Consider the following 17,692-nt stretch of genomic DNA (forward strand, 5'->3'; position numbering starts at 1 on the left):
CACTGCCCTCTTGCTTAGGGTAGAACCCTATGGGGCAGTGCTTACTCTTGCGGCTTCCTGTGAGCATCCATGACTCTTCCTGCCGATGAAATCAGTACAGCGTCCGACGCACCTCGCGACACGGTCTTCCGGCTTAGCGGTGCCGCTCGCTGGATCGCCCTGGCCTTGGGCTTCGCGGGTATGCTGCTGGCCATCAATCAGACATTTCATTTACGGATTCTGGGTTTCGAACCGCTGGGCAATTCTTACCTGTACTACCTGATCGGGTTGTTTCTAGCCGCATCATTCATCAGCTTTCCGGCCCGCCCTGGTGACCGGCGCGTGCCGTGGTACGACTGGGCTTTGGCCGCTATTTCAATGGCCTGCTGTATTTATATCGGCTATCACGGGCTCATCATTATTCAGGAAGGCTGGGATTACTCAGCGCCATTACCGGCCACCATCGCCTCTGCAATTCTTATTGTTGCCGTGCTGGAAGGCGTACGACGTTGCGGCGGCTGGCCTCTTTTAATTGTGGCACTGTTTTTCGGTAGTTATCCGCTTTTTGCCGACAGCATGCCCGGCTTTCTTTGGGGCACACAATACACATTCGGCGAAACCATACGCGCGCACGTCATGGGCGTTGAAAGCATTATCGGCATACCCATGCAAGTCGTGGCCGATCTGGTTATTGGCTTCGTGGTCTTTGGCGCAGCTTTGACCGCAACAGGCGGCGGCGACTTCTTCATGCGGTTTTCTACGGCACTTATGGGTCGCAGCCGCGGTGGGCCTGCCAAAGTGGCCGTGGTATCCAGCGGTATTCTGGGCAGCCTGTCGGGCAGTGTCATCTCGAATATTTTGACTACTGGCCCCATCACCATCCCGACGATGAAGCGTGCGGGCTATCCGGCACACTATGCTGGCGCGGTGGAAGCGTGCGCTTCTACTGGCGGAACACTGATGCCACCGGTCATGGGAGCGGTGGCCTTTATTATGGCGTCGTTTCTGGGCGTGCCCTATTCCGACATTATTGTGGCGGCTTTCTTACCGGCACTGCTGTTTTACGTTGCTCTGCTCTTTCAAGTGGATAACTACGCGGCGCGCCGGGGCCTGAAAGGCCTGCCAGCTGACCAGATACCCGTACTGACAGAGACCCTGAAAGACGGCTGGCCCTATCTGCTTAGCTTGGTCATGCTGATCTATATGCTGCTGGCCATGCGTCTGGAGGCATACGCGCCGTATTACGCCACGCTGGTTCTATTGGTTATCTCCATGTTCAAGCGCAAGCATCGCCTGAACCTGAAACGCGGCATCGAGTTTATTTCTGAACTGACCACCAGCGTGGCCAACCTGGTCGCCATTCTTGCTGGCATTGGCCTGGTGGTAGGCGGGTTGTCGTACACAGGCGTAGCGGGCGCTTTCTCACGAGAACTGCTGCTTTACGCCGGTGGAAGCGTTCCGCTCATGCTGATTGCCGGTGCGGTGACCAGCTTTGTGCTGGGTATGGGCATGACCGTCAGCGCCTGCTATATCTTTTTGTCGATTCTGCTGGCACCGGCCTTGATCGCAGCCGGCCTGAACCCGCTGGCCAGCCATCTGTTTATTTTGTACTGGGGCATGATGTCTTACATCACGCCTCCCGTGGCACTGGCTTCAATTACCGCTGCGGGGCTTGCTGGTGCGAACCCGATAAAAACCGGTTTCCAGGCCATGCGTCTAGGCAGCATTCTGTTCATCCTGCCCTTTCTGTTCGTCATTAACCCGGCCCTCATCATGCAGGGCGGTGCCCTGGAAATCATCCAGGCATCGTTCACTGCATTGGTGGCTGTGTGGCTCTTCGCATCGGCACTTGAGGGCTATCTTTACGGTGTCGGCGCGCTTGGAATGGTCAGCCGTATACTGGTGTTCATAAACGGTGCTTTGCTGGTGTACCCCGAGCCCTATAGCGATGCGGCGGGCCTGATCATGATCATCTTGATTTACCTTGGCTTCCGGCTTCGCCGTGGGTCACTGGCACCGCGGACCTAAGGCGTGTCTTTGAAGTACGGTGCGAGCCTGGCCAGGATTTGCGTTGGCCTTGCTCACACCATACCTTAGTAGTGCTGGTTCCTTGCACGGCGGATCAGCCTAGCACTTACTGCAACCCCAACAGCATAAAAGCCGCTACGGCATTTGACCGCAGCGGCTTTTATGCACAGGTGCCCGCTCAGAAGAGTTGTTGCGGCAGCCAGGTAACAATGCTTGGGAACATCATAAGAATACCCATGCCAATAATCTGCACAATCACAAACGGCCAGACCGATCGGTAAATATCACCCATGGTAATACCCGGCGGGACCACACCTTTAAGATAGAACAGATTAAAACCAAACGGCGGCGTCATGTAGCCAAGTTCCATGTTGATGACAAACAAAATGCCGAACCAGATCAGATCAAAGCCCAGTGACTCAACCACCGGGATGAAAACCGGCAGCGTAATCAACATAATGCCTACAGGGTCAAGCACCATGCCCAACAGGAAAATAACCAACATCATGGTAATAATGATGCCCCAGGGCCCACCCGGCAACAGGTGCATCAGCCCCTCAATAAACTGCTGCGCACCCATGCCCTGATAGGCGGCACTGAATGCGTGCGCGCCAAACAGAATCCACATAATCATGCCCGTGAGCCTGAGCGTGCGTATGGACGATTCTTGAATCATCGACCAGGTAAGCTTGCGGTACACCGCCGCCGACAAAAGGGAACCCAGCACGCCCATGGCAGCGGCTTCAGTGGGGGTTGTAATACCCGCCATGATCGACCCCATGACCATGACCACAATCATGATGGGCAGCAGCACTGCCTTGGTGGACGCAAGTTTTTCTGCCAACGTGCCGCGTTCGCCTTTGGGCAGCGCAGGGCCAAGCGACGGCTGCAGATAGCAGCGTATGCCTACGTACAGCGACACCAGCACCACCAGCAAAAGGCCAGGCAATATGCCTGCTGCAAACATGCGGCCTACCGAAGCACCCGTGATGATGGAGTACAGAATCATCATGATGCTGGGCGGAATCAAAATGCCCCAGCCGCCACCCGTATTAATACAACCTAAGGCCAATGTTTTGGAGTAACCCCGCTCCAGCATGGCTGGCAAGGCAATCGTACCCATGGCCACGACCGTGGCGCCACTGACACCCACCATTGCGGCAAAAATGGCGCAGATAAACAGCGTGCCGATGGCCAGCCCGCCGCGAAAACCGCCAAACCACAAGTGCATGGCCCGGTAGAGATCACTGGCAACGCCCGTACGCTCGAGAACCATCGACATGAAGACAAACAGCGGTATGGCCACCAACGTGAAACTCTCCATAGTGCTCCAAACTTGTGAAGCCACCATGTAAAACGAGTCAATGCCCCAGGTGAAATACAGGAAAACGACGGATACACCGCCCAACACAAAGGCCAGCGGCACCCCTAGAAACAGAAAGAACAGCAATGAGCCAAAAAACAGCAGAGTAAGGACTTCGACGCTCATCAGGCCTGCTCCCCTGAAGAAGGTTCGACGCAAGCTTGCTCAGGATGCATCACGGCGCATATATCGTGCGCCAGTTTTACCAGGCCTTGCAGAAGCAGCAGCACGCACCCCACGGGTATGGCAAGCTTGGCAGGCCAGACTGGCGCATTCCATGCTGAAAAAGAAGTTTCCAGATTCGAAACCGACTCGTAAGCCATCGAGCTGCCAAAATAAAGCAGCGCGGCAAGAAACATAAAGAACAGCAGCGATGTCACGACGTCGACCATGGCTCTGACGCGCGGTGGAAACTTGGAGTAAAAAATGTCGACATTGACATGACCGTGATGCGCGAGGATGTAGCCACCCGACATAATGGCGTAGAAGCCAAAGACAAGCTGGGTAAGCTCATTTGCCCATACGGTGGGCGACGACAGCACGTAGCGGCAGAACACTTCAATCAGAAGAAACGCCGACATAAAAACCACGAGTAGCGAAATCAACCGGCCAACAATGTCATTGAGCCGGGTGATGCCATTCATGGCGATAAAAATTGCACGCATTCGTGGTCTCCAGTACGTCTTTGCACTGAAAAACCCGCCCGAAGCACGGGCGGGTTGAGGTAGCAGGTTTTACAGGTAGCCCAGTTCGCCGAGGAACTTGCGCAAACGCTCTACGGCATCTTTGGCTTCGGGGCTGCGCTCAGCCTCGGTGTCCCATAGCTTTTGGGCGCTGTCTGTCAGCCTTTGCTGTACATCTTCAGGCAGCACAATAACTTTGACGCCGTCTTCTTTTTGGGCCTTGGCCAAGGTGATCTGCTCTTTGTACAGATACTCATTGGTACGCAACCAGAACTGCTCATCCAGCGCTTGCACCAAAATAGTGCGCACGTCGTCGGGCAGCTTGTCGAGCGCCTTCTGGTTAATAATGAAGGCATCAGTGCCGGCAATGTTCAGCGGCGGCTTGACATGGTATTTAGCCACTTCATACAGACCTGTGCTCTTGGCACCCTGCGAGGCCCCCCAGTGAGCGCCGTCAACCACACCACTGGCCAGTGCCGAGTACACCTCAGTACCTGGCAGGTAAACGCCCGAAGCGCCGGCATCAGTCAGGAATCGCTGCAAAATGCCCGACGAACGAATTTTCAGGCCCTTGAAGTCTTCCCAGCTGTTGATGGGTTTCTTCACGACCATTTCGGTGGGGTATACCTTGTCGGTCGAGTAATACACGTTGTACTTGGCCGCTTCTTTGCGCAGCATGTCTTCAAAGCCAAGCTGGGTATGAAAGTAGGCGGTTTCCCAGACTTCGCGGAAGGCAAAGGGCAAGCCTGAAGCAATACCGGCAAGTGTCAGCTTGTCTTGCACATAGCCCGGAGAGATCGTACCCATCTGGATGACGCCGCGACTGACTGCATTAAAGGTTTCATTTGCCTTGAACAGTGTGCCTGCTGGAAAAATTTCGATCTGCAGACGGCCATCGGTACGCTCGGCCACCACTTTTTGCAAACGTTCAACGCTGTCTTTGTAAGAACTACTTGAAGTAGGGAAATGAGATTGCAGGCGCCACTTAATGACGTCGGCGGCGGAGGCGGTGGCAGACACGGCAAAGACACCACCCGCAATGAGTACCGCCAGCGTTGTATTGCGCACTAAGCCGGTGCGGAGTTTGTTAAAAAGACCTGAATTGGGTCGAGTCTGTACGGACATCGAGTTGTCTCCTTTGAAAAGCTGATGTTATTGATGTGCCCTGTTTGTATCGGATTACAAGGGCAGTTCTGCAATGCAGAACTGCCCCAGGCGGACAGTTGCGTTACGGTCGCGATCGACAAAAGAATAGGCCATTTATATCGATTTGCCTACTGGTATTCCTACCAAGAACAAAATTGATTTCTGCAATGCAGCACAAAAAACGTTAAAAAAACCGATGCAGCGCCTAGCTGCATCGGTTCTCTGGTTCAAGGGGTGCTCACGTAACGAAGATCCAGCACTACAGGATAGACCCGAAGTCGATGATCCACAGTTTCCAACCGCTGCCGCGACACTAGGTCGCGGCCCGTAAGCTATTTAGAGGAGTTCCTTCTTGTTAATTTTGGTGCCGTTAAGCGACACACCTGCCATCACGCCGGCATTTGTCATAACAAACCCGACCACCGGTTTATTAATCGTAGCAGTGTCTATACTGCCGTTTGCGCCGATGTTGGCAACGGCGATCGTTGCATCCACCCCTGCCGTCCAGCCGTCGCTGGCGCGAAACTGTTGCAGAGCCTCATCAGTCATAAACAAGATCACGATGGCTTTGGATTGGGCACCTGCCTGTAAACCTATAGAGCCCGAGGTCGTGCTGTAGTAGCCCTGATTTTTGCCGTTAATTCTCAAAACACCATCGCCATGCTCACCGCCGACAAGAAAGCTTGCTTCCAGCACCTTCGGAAACACCAGCACACCCTTGGCTTTTTCAACCAATGCCTGAGAGTCTGGCGCCACGCTATACAGGCGCTTGAGCGCCGCGTCAGTGCGCGTGTTGATGTCTTCCCGTTGCTGGGCGGCCGTGGCGGGGTCGCGAGGAGCTGTGGTCGTGCAGGCCGTAAAGGCCAGGCTGGTAAAAGCGGCCAGTGCGATTACCGAACTAGCACGGCGAACTACTGAGGTTTTTTTTTGCATAGCGTATCTCCATCTTATTAGGGCGGTGGTCAGGCCTACCGTAAATATTACTCAGCAAGTTTCATGCCGCTTCCAGCCCTGAATACCGTGCGCTCAGCTTGCCATCGTATTGTTCACTATTTTGGACGATATTGCACACGTATTATTGAGTATATCGACACGCGACGCAGTAATTCAGCCTAGCGTGCTGAAATGCCGCAGTGAAAAGGTAATTGCATACAACAAAGCCAGCGCAGCAAACCATGCATGAAACCACGCCTTTCTGGTCAACATCGCGAAAATGCTAAGACCAACAATAATGGTAACGGCCAATGGGTATTCGACGCCATAATTGTAAAAATGATCCCAACCTTTGAGGACAGTGTCATATACATCAGCCAGCTGGATCAATATCAGCAGTCCGAAAAACCATTTGCGGCGTGAAATAAAATAATCGTGATAACTCGCATATTCTTGCATGTGCTCTGGGAACAGCATGGCACACAACAGGAAATGCAAGGCGGCAAAAAAAATAATAAAAAGATAAGTTTCGAAGTTCCAGACCTGGATCGTTCTCAAGTTAAATTCCAGCCACCAAAAGTGCACCACCGACAGCAGCGCATAGGCAACCCAGGCTATGTGGGTGAAACATGTTCTTTTTCGATGTGGGTGCTGCACCAAACTGGCTGAGCCAATCAGTACTCGGGATATGCAAAGGCCAAGAACAATACCGATAATTATTCGGACATGTACAAACGCCTCAGGCGCAGAAATCGGTGGCGTCAACGCTTGTTCAATGGCCAAACAGCTCTCCTCATGGCCCGCCTGCCGCTGGCCTTAATCACTTAGCTATCATTATTAAGGAAAGACGACGGGCGCTGGGCTTACGCTCTGACGCAGACCAGCCGTAACGCCGCCCTTCATTGTTTTCACACAATACAAGCAGAGCACGCGCACGCGGCCACATACCTTCAGGCTTCCGCCATAATCCACTGCGCCGCTTTCTCGGCAATCATGAGCGTCGGGCTGTTGGTGTTGCCGCTGGTAATCGTCGGCATAATGCTGGCATCCGCAATACGCAAGCCGGCTATGCCGTGTACGCGCAGGTGTGCATCCACCACGGCCAATGGGTCGTCGACGCGGCCCATGCGAGCCGTGCCAACCGGGTGAAAAATGGTTGTGGCTATATCGCCTGCCAGACGTGCCAGCTCTTCATCGGTCTGAAACTGCACACCAGGTTTAAACTCTTGGGGCCTGAACTTTGCCAGCGCCGGCTGCGCAACAATATTGCGCGTAACGCGCAGAGAGTCTGCGGCGACTTGGCGGTCTTCTGGCGTGCTCAGATAGTTGGGGGAAATGGCTGGTGCGTCTTCAACGCGGTTTGATTTGATTTGTACCGTTCCGCGACTGGTGGGGTTCAAGTTGCAAACGCTTGCCGTAAAGGCATTAAAGGTATGCAACGGATCGCCAAATGCCTCCAGGCTCAAGGGCTGCACATGGTATTGAATATTGGCATAAGGCTTAGACGGGTCGCTGCGCGTAAACGCACCCAGTTGGGAGGGCGCCATGCTCATGGGCCCGCTACGTGTAAACATATACTCAAGCCCAATGGCCGCCTTGCCCAGTACCGAACTGGCCAGTGTATTAAGCGTTTTAACGCCTTCTACCTTGAAGACCGTACGGATCTGAAGATGGTCTTGAAGGTTCGAGCCTACGCCCGGACGATCCAACACGGTCTCAATGCCATGCTTGGCCAGCAATGCCGCTGGCCCCACCCCTGACAACTGCAACAGCTTGGGGGTATTGATGCTTCCGGCACTGAGCACCACTTCTTTGCTTGCCTTGACCGTTACCAGCTCGCCCTTGTGCACTACCTGAACCCCAGTGCAACGCAAAGCGCCATCGGCACCACGCTCCATGCACAGGGTGTTTGCGCTCGACGACGTCCACAACATAAAGTTGGGCCGTGACATGCAGACAGGCCGCAGAAACGCCTTAGCGGTATTCCAGCGCCAGCCGCTCTTCTGATTGACCTCAAAATACCCGACGCCTTCATTTACCCCTTTATTGAAATCGTCAGAAGCCGGAATACCCGCCTGTTGCGCGGCCTGTGCAAAAGCATCGAGTATGTCCCAGCGCAGGCGCTGCTTTTCTACCCGCCACTCGCCGCCTGAGCCGTGAAATCTGGATAACTGTTGGCGCTCCGTGTCGCTTGATGTTGCACTACGATCAAGTCGGTAATGGTTTTCGTGAGCCTTAAAGCTTTGCAGGCATGCTTCCCAGCGCCATGCCTCGTCATCCACAAGATCAGCCCAATGGTTGTAATCACGCGCCTGGCCGCGCATGTAGATCATGCCGTTAATGCTTGAGCACCCACCCAGTGTTTTGCCTCGGGGGTACCGCAGTACGCGACCGTTTAACCCCTGGTCGGGCTCTGTGTTGTACAGCCAGTCTGTCCGACTGTTGCCGATGCAGTACAGGTAGCCTACCGGAATGTGTATCCAATGATAATTGTCTTTACCACCGGCCTCGATGAGCAGCACCCGATGGGCCGGGTTCGCACTAAGGCGATTAGCCAGCAGGCAACCCGCCGTGCCGGCACCGACGATTACATAATCGAATTCCAGGTTTGCCATTGTCTTCCTCGCTGTTGCGCGGCCAGCGCTGCTTACTGGCGGGGCACCCAATGCACCCCGTCTGTGCACGCCGCACAACTGATAATAGAATGACTTATGGCAGATCTGGAATGCCGCCCAAAACAGAGGCCCCTGCCATTGTCAAATACGTATAATTATTTGGCACAAAGCTTTGTGCCCAGATCACACTTTATCAACAGTCTGGCAACAAAACCAACCAGAACTTGTGGTGTGCGCGTTAAGCAACACATATAGGCAGGCATGATGGCTCACATGCCCAAGACGCTGGTCGCCATCGCTCTGCAAGATGGGGGTGGCGTTAGGCACTTTGAGATGGGTCGATTTGCTGCGTGCCGAGGCAGATCGCATCGGCAGCATGATCAACCCCTTTGACCCTGCACTACGACGCCCTACTCAATACCTGGGCAGCTTCGAGCCTGCAGGCAATAAGCCAACCTGATGCAACACGTGCAGCGCATCAGGTTGGAAGACGTTGCAGCCAGTATGCTGCAAAGGCTATTGCTTAGGAACACCAGCCAGTTCAACCAGCTTGGCCCACTTTGCAGCTTCTGATTTCACATACGCGGCAAACTCTTCGGGCGAAGATCCAACAGGCTGAGCACCCATAGACTCATACAGCTCTTTCACCTTGGTCGTATGCACCGCTTCGTTAGCTGTTTTACTCAAGGTTTGCACAATGGCGTCGGGCGTGCCTTTTGGCGCCCATAGTGCGTACCAGGTGCTGGTATCAAAACCAGGGTAGCCGGACTCGGCCATGGTGGGTACGTCAGGCAATGCCGCAACGCGCTGGGGCGTTGTTACGGCAATAGCCCGCAGCTGCCCTGATTTAATAAAAGGCATGGCAGACGGCATAGAATCAAACATCAGATCAAGCTGCCCGCCTATCAGATCAGTAAGGGCAGGCGCACTGCCCTTGTACGGAATATGCAGCATGTCTGTGCCTGACTTCTGCTTGAACAGTTCACCTGAAAGATGTTGAGCCGAAGCTGTTCCGGCAGAGCCAAAGTTCAGACTCTTCTTGCCCTGACGTGCCATTTCAACAATATCTTTTGGTGTCTGCACAGAAGAGTTCTTGGGCACCACCAACACCAAGGGCACGGCGGCAAGTTGCGACACCGGCACGAAGTCATCAAACGAATTGAAGCTCATGCTTTTGTAGATGCTGGGGTAAATAACGTGCAGCGATGCATTGGCCAAAATGGTATAGCCATCTGGTGCTGCCCTGGCCACGGAGTCTGCGCCGATCATGCCACTTGCGCCGGCCTTGTTGTCCACGATGATGGTTTGCTTCAGTATCTCGGACATGGCGATGGATGCGCTGCGGCCGATGATATCTGTGGGCCCACCTGGCGGGTACGGCAAGACCATCTTGATTGTCTTGTCGGGGTAGGCGTCTGCAGCGTTAACCGCGCCACTTGCGCAAATGGCCAACATGGCACACTGGGCCACCACGGCCGTTATTTTTTTAGTGATCTTCATTCATTGTCTCCGGTTGTATTGATATGGCTAATTTTCCGATAACCTTGCGCGAGTGAAGCGCATCGAGTGCACTGCTTAATTCGTCAATTGCATAGACCCGCGAAATCTCCGGCAAAATACGCTTGTCATTGGCCCAGTTCAGCATGGTTCGCATGGCTTGCTGCAAGGCGGGGGCATGTACGGCACGCTCGTCGGCCGGGGTCCATCCAATAAACCGCCCATAGAAAAACCCATGCAAGGTCAGGTTTTTGACCAGCAAAATATTGGAAGGCACGACAGGCAAAGAGCCACTGGCAAACCCTATGCTGAGCAACCTTGCGTTGTGAGCAGCTGCCCGCACCGCGTATGAAAACAGCTCTCCGCCCACAGGGTCGACCACAATATCCGCGCCACGCCCTTGCGTCAGCGCCTTTACATCCGCCGCCATGTCTGGCCCGGGTACGACAACAGCCTGTGCCCCACGCGCCAGCGCCGTCTCGCGTTTTTCTTGCGTGCTCGCACAGGCGATCACATCGGCCCCCATTTGTCTGGCTACCTCGACAGCGGCCAGACCAACGCCAGAACCTGCCCCCAGAACCAGCACGGTTTCACCCGGCTGCAAACCGCAGCGCCACAGCAAACCCGTGTAGGCGGTTCCATAAGAAATCGGGATGGGCAGTGCTGCCAGTAGCGGCAACCCCTCAGGCAATGGGTAAACCGTGTATTCGGGCACCTTGATCTGCTCGGCAAAACAGCCCCAGTTGGCGATTGCCACCGCGTTATCGCCGGGCTTTAGCCTAGTGACGGATTGCCCCACCGACACAACCCGGCCTACGGCTTCAGTGCCAGGCGTAAAGGGAAGTGCTGGCTTGGTCTGATATTTGCCTTCTATCATCAGGCCGGTGGCATGGCTCACGCTGGCATACGCCACTTCCAGAATGACTTCGTGCGGGCCAGGTGCCGATGGCTTGTCAACCGTAACCAGTTGAACATCTTCTACAGGGCCATACTGCGCACATTGCAGCGCTCGCATCATTGCGTTACCTCATTTGTCGTAAGTGCTGCCTGTTTAATTACCCCGGCCTGAAGCAACTGAGAAATCTCGGCTGCGCTAAACCCGGCATTGCTCAGAATCGCTGTTGTGTGCTCACCAACCCTCGGTGACGCCTGCAACGGGCGATGCAGGCCCGCGCCTGGCAAGCCAGGCAGATTCAGCAGGCCCACGTCGGGCTGTTCAACTGGTTGGAACATGCCAAGATGCTCTGCCTGCGGGTGAGCAGCAAGCATGGTGTAATCGCGAACAGGCGCATGGAGCACATCATGCTCACTGAACAGCGCCATCCAGTGTTGCGTGATTTGTTCACGTAACTGCTCGCCTACCTGTTGATGCAACACGCCGCGATGCACCATCCTTTTTTCGTTATTTTCAAAACGCTCGTCCTTGAGCCAGTCAGGGCGATTTAACGCACGACTGAGGCGTGCAAACTGGTCATTATTGAGCGCCAATACAGATATTGCTCCGTCAGCGGTATCGAATATGCCGTTTGGCGCACTGACCGCCCCCGGCACACGTTCACCTTCCAGGCCGAAAGCCGTAATGTCGTTTACCTGCAAGGCAGCGCATGCTTCGAAGAGGCTAAGTTTCAGATGCATGCCCTCTCCGGTCATTGCACGGTGAAACAGAGCGGCCGAGGTTTGCTGCGCGGCATACAAAGCGGTGGCAATGTCGGCCATTAGCATGCCCAACCTGCGGGGCGAGCCTGCCGCGTCTTGGTTGGCAAACATCAGACCAGAATCAGCCTGCATCACCGAATCGGAGGCCGGCGCATGCGCGTAAGGCCCATCGACACCATAACCACTTATCGACACATAAATCAGGCCCGGATTAGTTTTGATAAGGTCTTCGTAGCCCATTCCCAGGCGCTCTGCCACGCCAGGGCGAAAATTTTGTACAACAACATCTGCCTGCGCAGCAAGCCGGCGCAATACCTGTTTGCCTTCAGCCGTTCGTCCATCAACACACACGCTTTGTTTTCCGGCGTTATAGCTAATCGATAAGGAACTGTGACCATTGCGTGCCGCACCTACATGTCGCCCCCAGTCACCTTCGGGAGGCTCTATTTTGATGACATGGGCGCCCTGCTGCCAGAGTATTTCGGTGCAGTAGGGGCCAGCAATACCCTGACTAATGTCGAGTACGGACAGCTTGGAAAACGGCAATAAGGGTTTCACGTAATGGCTTCTTCTTGAGTCTGTTAAACACGCTGCAGATGCAAGAATTCATCCTAGCATTGCAATTTTATGATTACAATTACGCAAATTATGACTTTAATGTTGAGTAATAATGGACAATAAGCTGGATCTGAACCTGCTCAAATTATTTGTGGCCGTGGTTCAGTGTCATAACCTCAGCGAAGCGGCGCGTCGTACCGGTATGACGCGGTCCAATGCTTCACGCCAGTTAAAAGCACTGGAGCAGGCTGTGGGTGCCCAGCTTTTGCGACGCACGACCCGCCATACCGAAGTCACAGAGGCGGGGCAACTGCTTTACGCGCACGGGCTGCGTATGCTCGAAGAAATGGAAATGGCCCGCGCTTCCATCGATAGCCTTGGCAAGTCGGTGCGTGGCGACGTTCGCATACGCTTGCCTACCGGGCTAGGGCACCTGTATCTGACAAAAGTGCTGCTGCAGTTTGCAAAAGAGTATCCCGACGTCTCGCTGCGGGTGCTTATTAATGACTTTATCGGTGATGTCGTTCACGCAGAAGTCGACCTGGCCCTCAAAATTACCTCGACGCCTCCCGATGATCATGTGGCCCGCCGTATCTGCAATATCGCCTGGAGCCTCTGTGCATCCCCGGCCTTTGTCGCCAAGGCAGGCGACATCGAGTCACTCGAACAGCTAATAAAGTGCCCTATGATTGCACCCGCGTCGTTGGGCAAACGCTTTGACCTGAAGCTAGAAAAAGACGGTATGCAACTAGTGATGCGCGCCGCGCCACGATTGCAGTCGGGCGACTACCCCTATTTGCTTGAAGCCGCCCTGGCCGGTCTTGGGGTTGCCCTGTTGCCACGCTACGCCATATGGCGAAACCTGCAAGCAGGCACGCTAAAAGAGATCATGCCGCAGTATGAGCCCGAAGGCGTCGGCAACGGCCTCTATCTGCTTACTGCACCCAACCGCTACACCACGCTGGCAACGCGAACACTTATGGACTACATCACGAAGCAGATTTGCACGCATGAGCCGAGCTGGCGACGGTCACTCTAAGGGAGCAAGCAAATCCGATGTCATCAATTATGGTCGACCGCATAATAGTGGATGAAATTGTGAATCGCTTCCAGTCTAGTTGCCACCTTCGGCATCAGCAATGGCGCACATGTGCAAAACCGTTGGCATAAACGCTCGCTCCCTGCGTGCCTGACTCTCATTCACTTCAGGTCTATTTACAAGCTTTCTTGATAAGTGAGTACCGAACGATTACCATCCCAAACAAAGCGGCCGGCCACGCAGCAGCCGCATTTCCAATCAAAGGAGTGAGAAAATCATGGAAAAATTCGACCGTCGTTATTTCCTGAAACTGGCCGGCGCCGCAGGCGTTACCAGTCTTGCAGGTGGCATACCGCTGGCCCGCGCCGCAGACGCGGCCATGATGGACAAGGCAAAGGCAGAGGGCCAGGCAGTGTTCTACGCCAACATTACGGCTGTTGAACCCATAATGAAGGCGTTTGAAAGTGCCACGGGCGTAAAAGGTCAGTACACCCGCATTTCCAGCTCCAAATTCATTCCCACGATTCTTACCGAATTCAATGCAGGCAAATTGCTTGCCGACGTCGTGCAGGCCCCGCTGCCCATGCTGCAAATGCTCAAAGAGCACGGCGTGCTGACCCCTTATCGCTCGCCTTCACTGCAGGGCTACCCCGAGTGGGCCACTGCAGATGACGCTATTGTTCAGTTTGGCATTGAGTATGTCTCATACCTGTACAACACCGATCACGTCAAAAAAGCCGATGCACCGGCACGTTACGAAGACCTTGCCGATCCCAAATGGAAAGGCAAAATCGTCATGGCCAACCCTTCAAGCCACGCATCGACAATAGGCTGGCTGGTAGGTCTTAAAGAAAAAGTATTTAAAAGCGAAGACGATTGGATGCAGTATCTGAAGGGCCTGGCCGCCAACAACCCCATGTTTGTCGCCTCCTTTGGGCCCACGCCTGCACCGATAGAAAGTGGTGAAAAACTAATCGCCATTTCTATGCCCAAATATATTGTGACCAAAGCGCCCGCACCGCTGGCCTGGGGACCACAGTCAGGGCAGCCCTTGCTGGGCTCGCCGCGCGCTATTGCGCTTACCGCCAAGCCGCCACACCCCGACGCCGCCAAAGTATTCCTTGACTACTGGCTAAGCAAAGAAGCCATGAGCATTCTTGCCAATAAAGTGGGCGAATACGTGCTGGCACCGGGCGTGCATCCGCCTATCGAAGGCATGGACAAGGCCGACGTTCAGCCCGTGCGCGATCTGAGCGACGAAGAGCTCACAAAGTGGGGCCGTGAATTTGGCAAGATTTTCTCGGTCAGGTAAGCTGCCGCACTCATAAACAATTTTCACTACACGAGGCGCCCAGGCGCCTCGTCATGCATTTACCGGATCAGAATAAAAAATGGAAATCCAGATCGAGGGCCTCTGCAAGAACTATGTCTCAGAGGGTAAAACAGTCAAGGCGCTTGATCACATCGACCTGACCATTCCCGCCAACCAGTTTTTTACACTGCTGGGTCCCAGTGGCTGTGGCAAGACAACGTTGCTGCGCTGCATCGTCGGGCTAGAAACACCCGACGAAGGCGAGATCCGCATTGGCGGTGAAGTGGTGTGGTCCAAAGCCAAAGGCATTGCTGTTCCGCCTGAAAAGCGCGGGCTGGGCATGGTGTTCCAGACGTATGCCATCTGGCCGCACATGACCGTGTTCGATAACATCGCCTACCCATTGCAAGTGCGTGGCGAGCGCAAAGACGTTATCCGCGAAAAAGTATTGCGCACGCTTAAGTTTGTACAACTTGAAGGCGTAGAAAAGCGCTCTGCCACCAAGCTGTCTGGTGGGCAGCAACAAAGGGTGGCACTGGCCCGGGCACTGGTTGCCGAGCCCAAGGTCATTCTGTTTGACGAGCCGTTAAGCAACCTTGATGCCAAACTTCGCGAAGAAACCCGCAAAGAATTACGCCGTTTTCTCAGCGAGCTGGACATCACTGCCGTTTACGTAACCCATGACCGCGTCGAAGCGCTTGCACTGTCAGACGCGATTGCCGTCATGCGCGCTGGCCGCATCGTCGAGATCGGCTCACCGCAAAAAATCTATTTCAATGCAGACCACCGCTTTGTTGCAGACTTTATTGGCCGCGCCAACCAGATCACGGCGACCGTAACCGCACAAGAAAACGGCCTCACTGTAGTCCAGTGTGGTCTGGGCTCGATTCAGTGCCAGTCACGCGATCTCGCGCTGGGTGTCGAGGTAACGCTGTGCATACGCCCCGAATTTGTTCGCGTTACCAGCCATGCTGCTAATGTCGGCCAGAACATTGTCCAGGGCACCGTTGCATCGCTGGAGTTTGTCGGCGAAGTGTACGAGGCCGAGATACAGGTGGGTGATGAACAGCTACTGGCGCGTATTGATCCCGATGTACAGGTTAAAGAAGGCGACAAGGTCAGCATTAGCCTGGACCCGGCCCACTGCCTGCTGTTGTCGGCATAAAAGGGCGCACAACCATGAATCAGTCGCGCACGCCGCTTACCTGGACGCTTATCGTCATTGTGGGTTTTCTGACGCTATGTCCGGTACTGATGCTGCTGCTTGGCAGCTTCTCTGAGGGCCTGACCGCCTTTGGCAGCTTCACGACGGCCAAGTATGTAGCCGCCTATACCGACCCGTATCTTTTTGAGGTTACGCTTAATACCCTTATTTTTGTCATCGGCTCATCACTGTTCTCCACAGTGCTGGCCATGTTTCTGGCTTACCTGAACACACGCACCAATATGCCTTTTAAAGGCGTGTTCACCGTGCTGTCCATTGTGCCGATGATGATTCCCCATCTGCTGTTCGCGGTAAGCTGGGCCCTGCTGCTCAACCCCTCAAATGGCTTGATCAACATGGTGCTGCAGAGCATGTTCGGGCTGGAAGATGCGCCACTTAACATCTACTCGTTGTGGGGCATGATTCTGGTAGAGGGCCTGCTGAACATGCCCATTGCCTATCTGATCATTGCACCGGCCATGGCTTCTTTTGACGTATCGCTTGAAGAGTCGTCCAGGGTTTTTGGTGCCGGTGTCTGGCGTACATTGGTGCGCGTCACCCTGCCTGTGCTGCGCCCCGCCTTACTTGCCGCATTCATTCTGGCCATTGTGCGCAGTCTGGCTTCGTATGCCGTGCCGCGGGTCTTGGGTACGCCAGGCCGTGTTGACGTACTGGCCACCTATCTGTTTGAGATGATATCGACAGGGTTTGCGCCAGATTACGGCAAGGCGGCCGCACTGGGCATGAGCGTGCTTTCAGCGTCGATAGGCCTGATCGTCCTCTACCGCGCCCTTACGTCAGAAAGCGGCAAATACGTCACCATTTCCAGTCGCGGTTTCAAGCCGACCATGATTGAGCTCAAGCGTGCCAAGACACCGTTGTTTATTGTTGTTGGCGTGCTCTGTGTGTTGATGATTGTGCTGCCGGTGGCGGTGTTGCTGTACACCTCGATGATTCCTTACTCCATGGTGCCCAGCGCTAAAGCATTTAGCATGATGAGCTGGCAAAACTGGATCGATGTGATGCAGGATCCCATCTCACAACTGGCACTCAAGAACAGTCTTTTCCTGGCCATTGTGGGTGCCACCCTGGGAGTGCTGCTATCGCTGTTTGTTGCTTATGTTGTCGTCAAACTGCGTACGCGTGCGGCAGGCCTGCTCGACACATTGAGCTTTCTGTCGTTTTCGTTTCCCGGCATCGTAATCGGCATAGGCTTTATGTGGTTTTTTGTGCAGACACCGCTGTATGCCACGCTGACAGCGTTGTTGTTGGCCTATATCGCTGCCTACCTGCCCTATGGCATCAGGCCGCTGTCCAGTGCCTTTGTGCAGGTACATGCCCACCTGGAAGAATCTTCGCAAGTGTGCGGGGCCAGTTCGCTGACTACGATGCGCCGCATTATTGTGCCTCTGCTAATACCAGGCGTCGTGTCGGCGTGGATACTGATGGCGACCATGTTTATACGTGAGCTGACCGTATCCGTTGTGCTGTCGCGTCCAGGCACCGAGGTGCTGGCGGTGCAGATTCTGAACTACGCTGAAGACGGGCTCTGGGGCAAACTGTCTGCCCTTGGCATCATCATGATTCTGATCTCCACGGGGCTGGTCATGCTGGCGATGTATACCGGCGCATATTTTAAGCGGCGACAAGGGATGTAGCCCTACAACACGCCGTCGGTG

The 17,692-nt window shown here is 54.5% G+C and carries 15 protein-coding genes; 6 read left to right on the top strand and 9 right to left on the bottom strand.

The features are described 5' to 3' along the window. Positions 1–69: 69 nt before the first annotated feature. Positions 70–2,007 carry a TRAP transporter permease gene (locus tag FQ179_RS19940; RefSeq protein ID WP_149399076.1) on the top strand — a complete coding sequence of 646 codons (1,938 nt, stop codon included), beginning with the start codon at positions 70–72 and terminating at the stop codon, positions 2,005–2,007. A 178-nt stretch (positions 2,008–2,185) separates the two neighbouring features. Here the strand turns inward: FQ179_RS19940 and FQ179_RS19945 are convergent, their stop codons facing one another. The 6 genes from FQ179_RS19945 to FQ179_RS19970 form a co-directional block, all read right to left on the bottom strand. Further along, the gene (locus tag FQ179_RS19945; protein WP_149399077.1) at positions 2,186–3,496 is read right to left on the bottom strand and encodes a TRAP transporter large permease subunit; all 1,311 of its coding nucleotides are present in this window, start codon (positions 3,494–3,496) and stop codon (positions 2,186–2,188) included. Next, positions 3,496–4,035 carry a TRAP transporter small permease subunit gene (locus FQ179_RS19950; RefSeq protein ID WP_149399079.1) on the bottom strand — a complete coding sequence of 180 codons (540 nt, stop codon included), beginning with the start codon at positions 4,033–4,035 and terminating at the stop codon, positions 3,496–3,498. The genes FQ179_RS19945 and FQ179_RS19950 overlap by 1 nt, the downstream gene beginning before the upstream one ends. Before the next feature lie 69 nt (positions 4,036–4,104). Next, positions 4,105–5,178 (bottom strand): TRAP transporter substrate-binding protein DctP, encoded by a 1,074-nt coding sequence (gene dctP / locus FQ179_RS19955; protein WP_149399081.1) that lies wholly within the window; start codon positions 5,176–5,178, stop codon positions 4,105–4,107. A gap of 357 nt (positions 5,179–5,535) precedes the next feature. After that, complete coding sequence (locus FQ179_RS19960; RefSeq protein WP_149399083.1) at positions 5,536–6,132, bottom strand: YSC84-related protein; 597 nt, start codon at positions 6,130–6,132, stop codon at positions 5,536–5,538. Between the two features lie 174 nt (positions 6,133–6,306). Continuing rightward, positions 6,307–6,915 (bottom strand): hypothetical protein, encoded by a 609-nt coding sequence (locus FQ179_RS19965; protein ID WP_223146306.1) that lies wholly within the window; start codon positions 6,913–6,915, stop codon positions 6,307–6,309. 167 nt (positions 6,916–7,082) lie between these two features. Continuing rightward, positions 7,083–8,747, bottom strand: a complete 1,665-nt coding sequence (locus FQ179_RS19970; protein WP_149399085.1) for a GMC family oxidoreductase — start codon at positions 8,745–8,747, stop codon at positions 7,083–7,085. 328 nt (positions 8,748–9,075) lie between these two features. Here FQ179_RS19970 and FQ179_RS19975 point away from each other — a divergent pair, with 328 nt between their 5' ends. Continuing rightward, the gene (locus FQ179_RS19975) at positions 9,076–9,207 is read left to right on the top strand and encodes a hypothetical protein (protein WP_255475079.1); all 132 of its coding nucleotides are present in this window, start codon (positions 9,076–9,078) and stop codon (positions 9,205–9,207) included. Positions 9,208–9,263: 56 nt separating this feature from the next. On the opposite strand, the gene FQ179_RS19980 is transcribed toward FQ179_RS19975, so the two are convergent. From FQ179_RS19980 to FQ179_RS19990, 3 genes are read right to left on the bottom strand one after another with little or no spacing between them, the layout of a single operon-like run. Then, positions 9,264–10,247: a tripartite tricarboxylate transporter substrate binding protein gene (locus tag FQ179_RS19980; RefSeq protein WP_149399087.1), complete on the bottom strand. Its 984-nt coding sequence runs from the start codon at positions 10,245–10,247 to the stop codon at positions 9,264–9,266. Further along, entirely contained in the window at positions 10,234–11,259 is a 1,026-nt protein-coding gene (locus tag FQ179_RS19985) for an NADPH:quinone oxidoreductase family protein (RefSeq protein WP_149399475.1), read from the bottom strand. The genes FQ179_RS19980 and FQ179_RS19985 overlap by 14 nt, the downstream gene beginning before the upstream one ends. After that, complete coding sequence (locus tag FQ179_RS19990; protein ID WP_149399089.1) at positions 11,259–12,458, bottom strand: CaiB/BaiF CoA-transferase family protein; 1,200 nt, start codon at positions 12,456–12,458, stop codon at positions 11,259–11,261. The genes FQ179_RS19985 and FQ179_RS19990 overlap by 1 nt, the downstream gene beginning before the upstream one ends. A gap of 112 nt (positions 12,459–12,570) precedes the next feature. Here FQ179_RS19990 and FQ179_RS19995 point away from each other — a divergent pair, with 112 nt between their 5' ends. From FQ179_RS19995 to FQ179_RS20010, 4 genes are all read left to right on the top strand, one after another. Beyond that, the gene (locus FQ179_RS19995; protein ID WP_370459909.1) at positions 12,571–13,497 is read left to right on the top strand and encodes a LysR family transcriptional regulator; all 927 of its coding nucleotides are present in this window, start codon (positions 12,571–12,573) and stop codon (positions 13,495–13,497) included. 277 nt (positions 13,498–13,774) lie between these two features. Beyond that, positions 13,775–14,809: an ABC transporter substrate-binding protein gene (locus tag FQ179_RS20000; protein WP_149399093.1), complete on the top strand. Its 1,035-nt coding sequence runs from the start codon at positions 13,775–13,777 to the stop codon at positions 14,807–14,809. 79 nt (positions 14,810–14,888) lie between these two features. Beyond that, on the top strand, positions 14,889–15,974 hold the full coding sequence (locus FQ179_RS20005; RefSeq protein ID WP_149399094.1) for an ABC transporter ATP-binding protein: 1,086 nt from the start codon (positions 14,889–14,891) through the stop codon (positions 15,972–15,974). A 14-nt stretch (positions 15,975–15,988) separates the two neighbouring features. Next, a complete protein-coding gene (locus FQ179_RS20010) occupies positions 15,989–17,671 on the top strand; it encodes an iron ABC transporter permease (protein ID WP_149399096.1) in 1,683 nt (560 codons plus the stop codon). Positions 17,672–17,692: the final 21 nt, after the last annotated feature.

The sequence above is a fragment of the Pusillimonas sp. ANT_WB101 genome (genome assembly GCF_008369125.1).
Lineage (GTDB): Bacteria > Pseudomonadota > Gammaproteobacteria > Burkholderiales > Burkholderiaceae_B > Allopusillimonas.

What these genes read in the sequence shown, in the direction of transcription:
- FQ179_RS19985 (WP_149399475.1), bottom strand. Translation starts at nt 11,259, where the DNA reads ATGCGAGCGCTGCAATGTGCGCAGTATGGCCCTGTAGAAGATGTTCAA.
- FQ179_RS19950 (WP_149399079.1), bottom strand. Translation starts at nt 4,035, where the DNA reads ATGCGTGCAATTTTTATCGCCATGAATGGCATCACCCGGCTCAATGAC.
- FQ179_RS19940 (WP_149399076.1), top strand. Translation starts at nt 70, where the DNA reads ATGACTCTTCCTGCCGATGAAATCAGTACAGCGTCCGACGCACCTCGC.
- FQ179_RS19945 (WP_149399077.1), bottom strand. Translation starts at nt 3,496, where the DNA reads ATGAGCGTCGAAGTCCTTACTCTGCTGTTTTTTGGCTCATTGCTGTTC.
- FQ179_RS19960 (WP_149399083.1), bottom strand. Translation starts at nt 6,132, where the DNA reads ATGCAAAAAAAAACCTCAGTAGTTCGCCGTGCTAGTTCGGTAATCGCA.
- dctP (WP_149399081.1), bottom strand. Translation starts at nt 5,178, where the DNA reads ATGTCCGTACAGACTCGACCCAATTCAGGTCTTTTTAACAAACTCCGC.
- FQ179_RS19995 (WP_370459909.1), top strand. Translation starts at nt 12,571, where the DNA reads ATGGACAATAAGCTGGATCTGAACCTGCTCAAATTATTTGTGGCCGTG.
- FQ179_RS19970 (WP_149399085.1), bottom strand. Translation starts at nt 8,747, where the DNA reads ATGGCAAACCTGGAATTCGATTATGTAATCGTCGGTGCCGGCACGGCG.
- FQ179_RS20005 (WP_149399094.1), top strand. Translation starts at nt 14,889, where the DNA reads ATGGAAATCCAGATCGAGGGCCTCTGCAAGAACTATGTCTCAGAGGGT.
- FQ179_RS19980 (WP_149399087.1), bottom strand. Translation starts at nt 10,247, where the DNA reads ATGAAGATCACTAAAAAAATAACGGCCGTGGTGGCCCAGTGTGCCATG.
- FQ179_RS20010 (WP_149399096.1), top strand. Translation starts at nt 15,989, where the DNA reads ATGAATCAGTCGCGCACGCCGCTTACCTGGACGCTTATCGTCATTGTG.
- FQ179_RS20000 (WP_149399093.1), top strand. Translation starts at nt 13,775, where the DNA reads ATGGAAAAATTCGACCGTCGTTATTTCCTGAAACTGGCCGGCGCCGCA.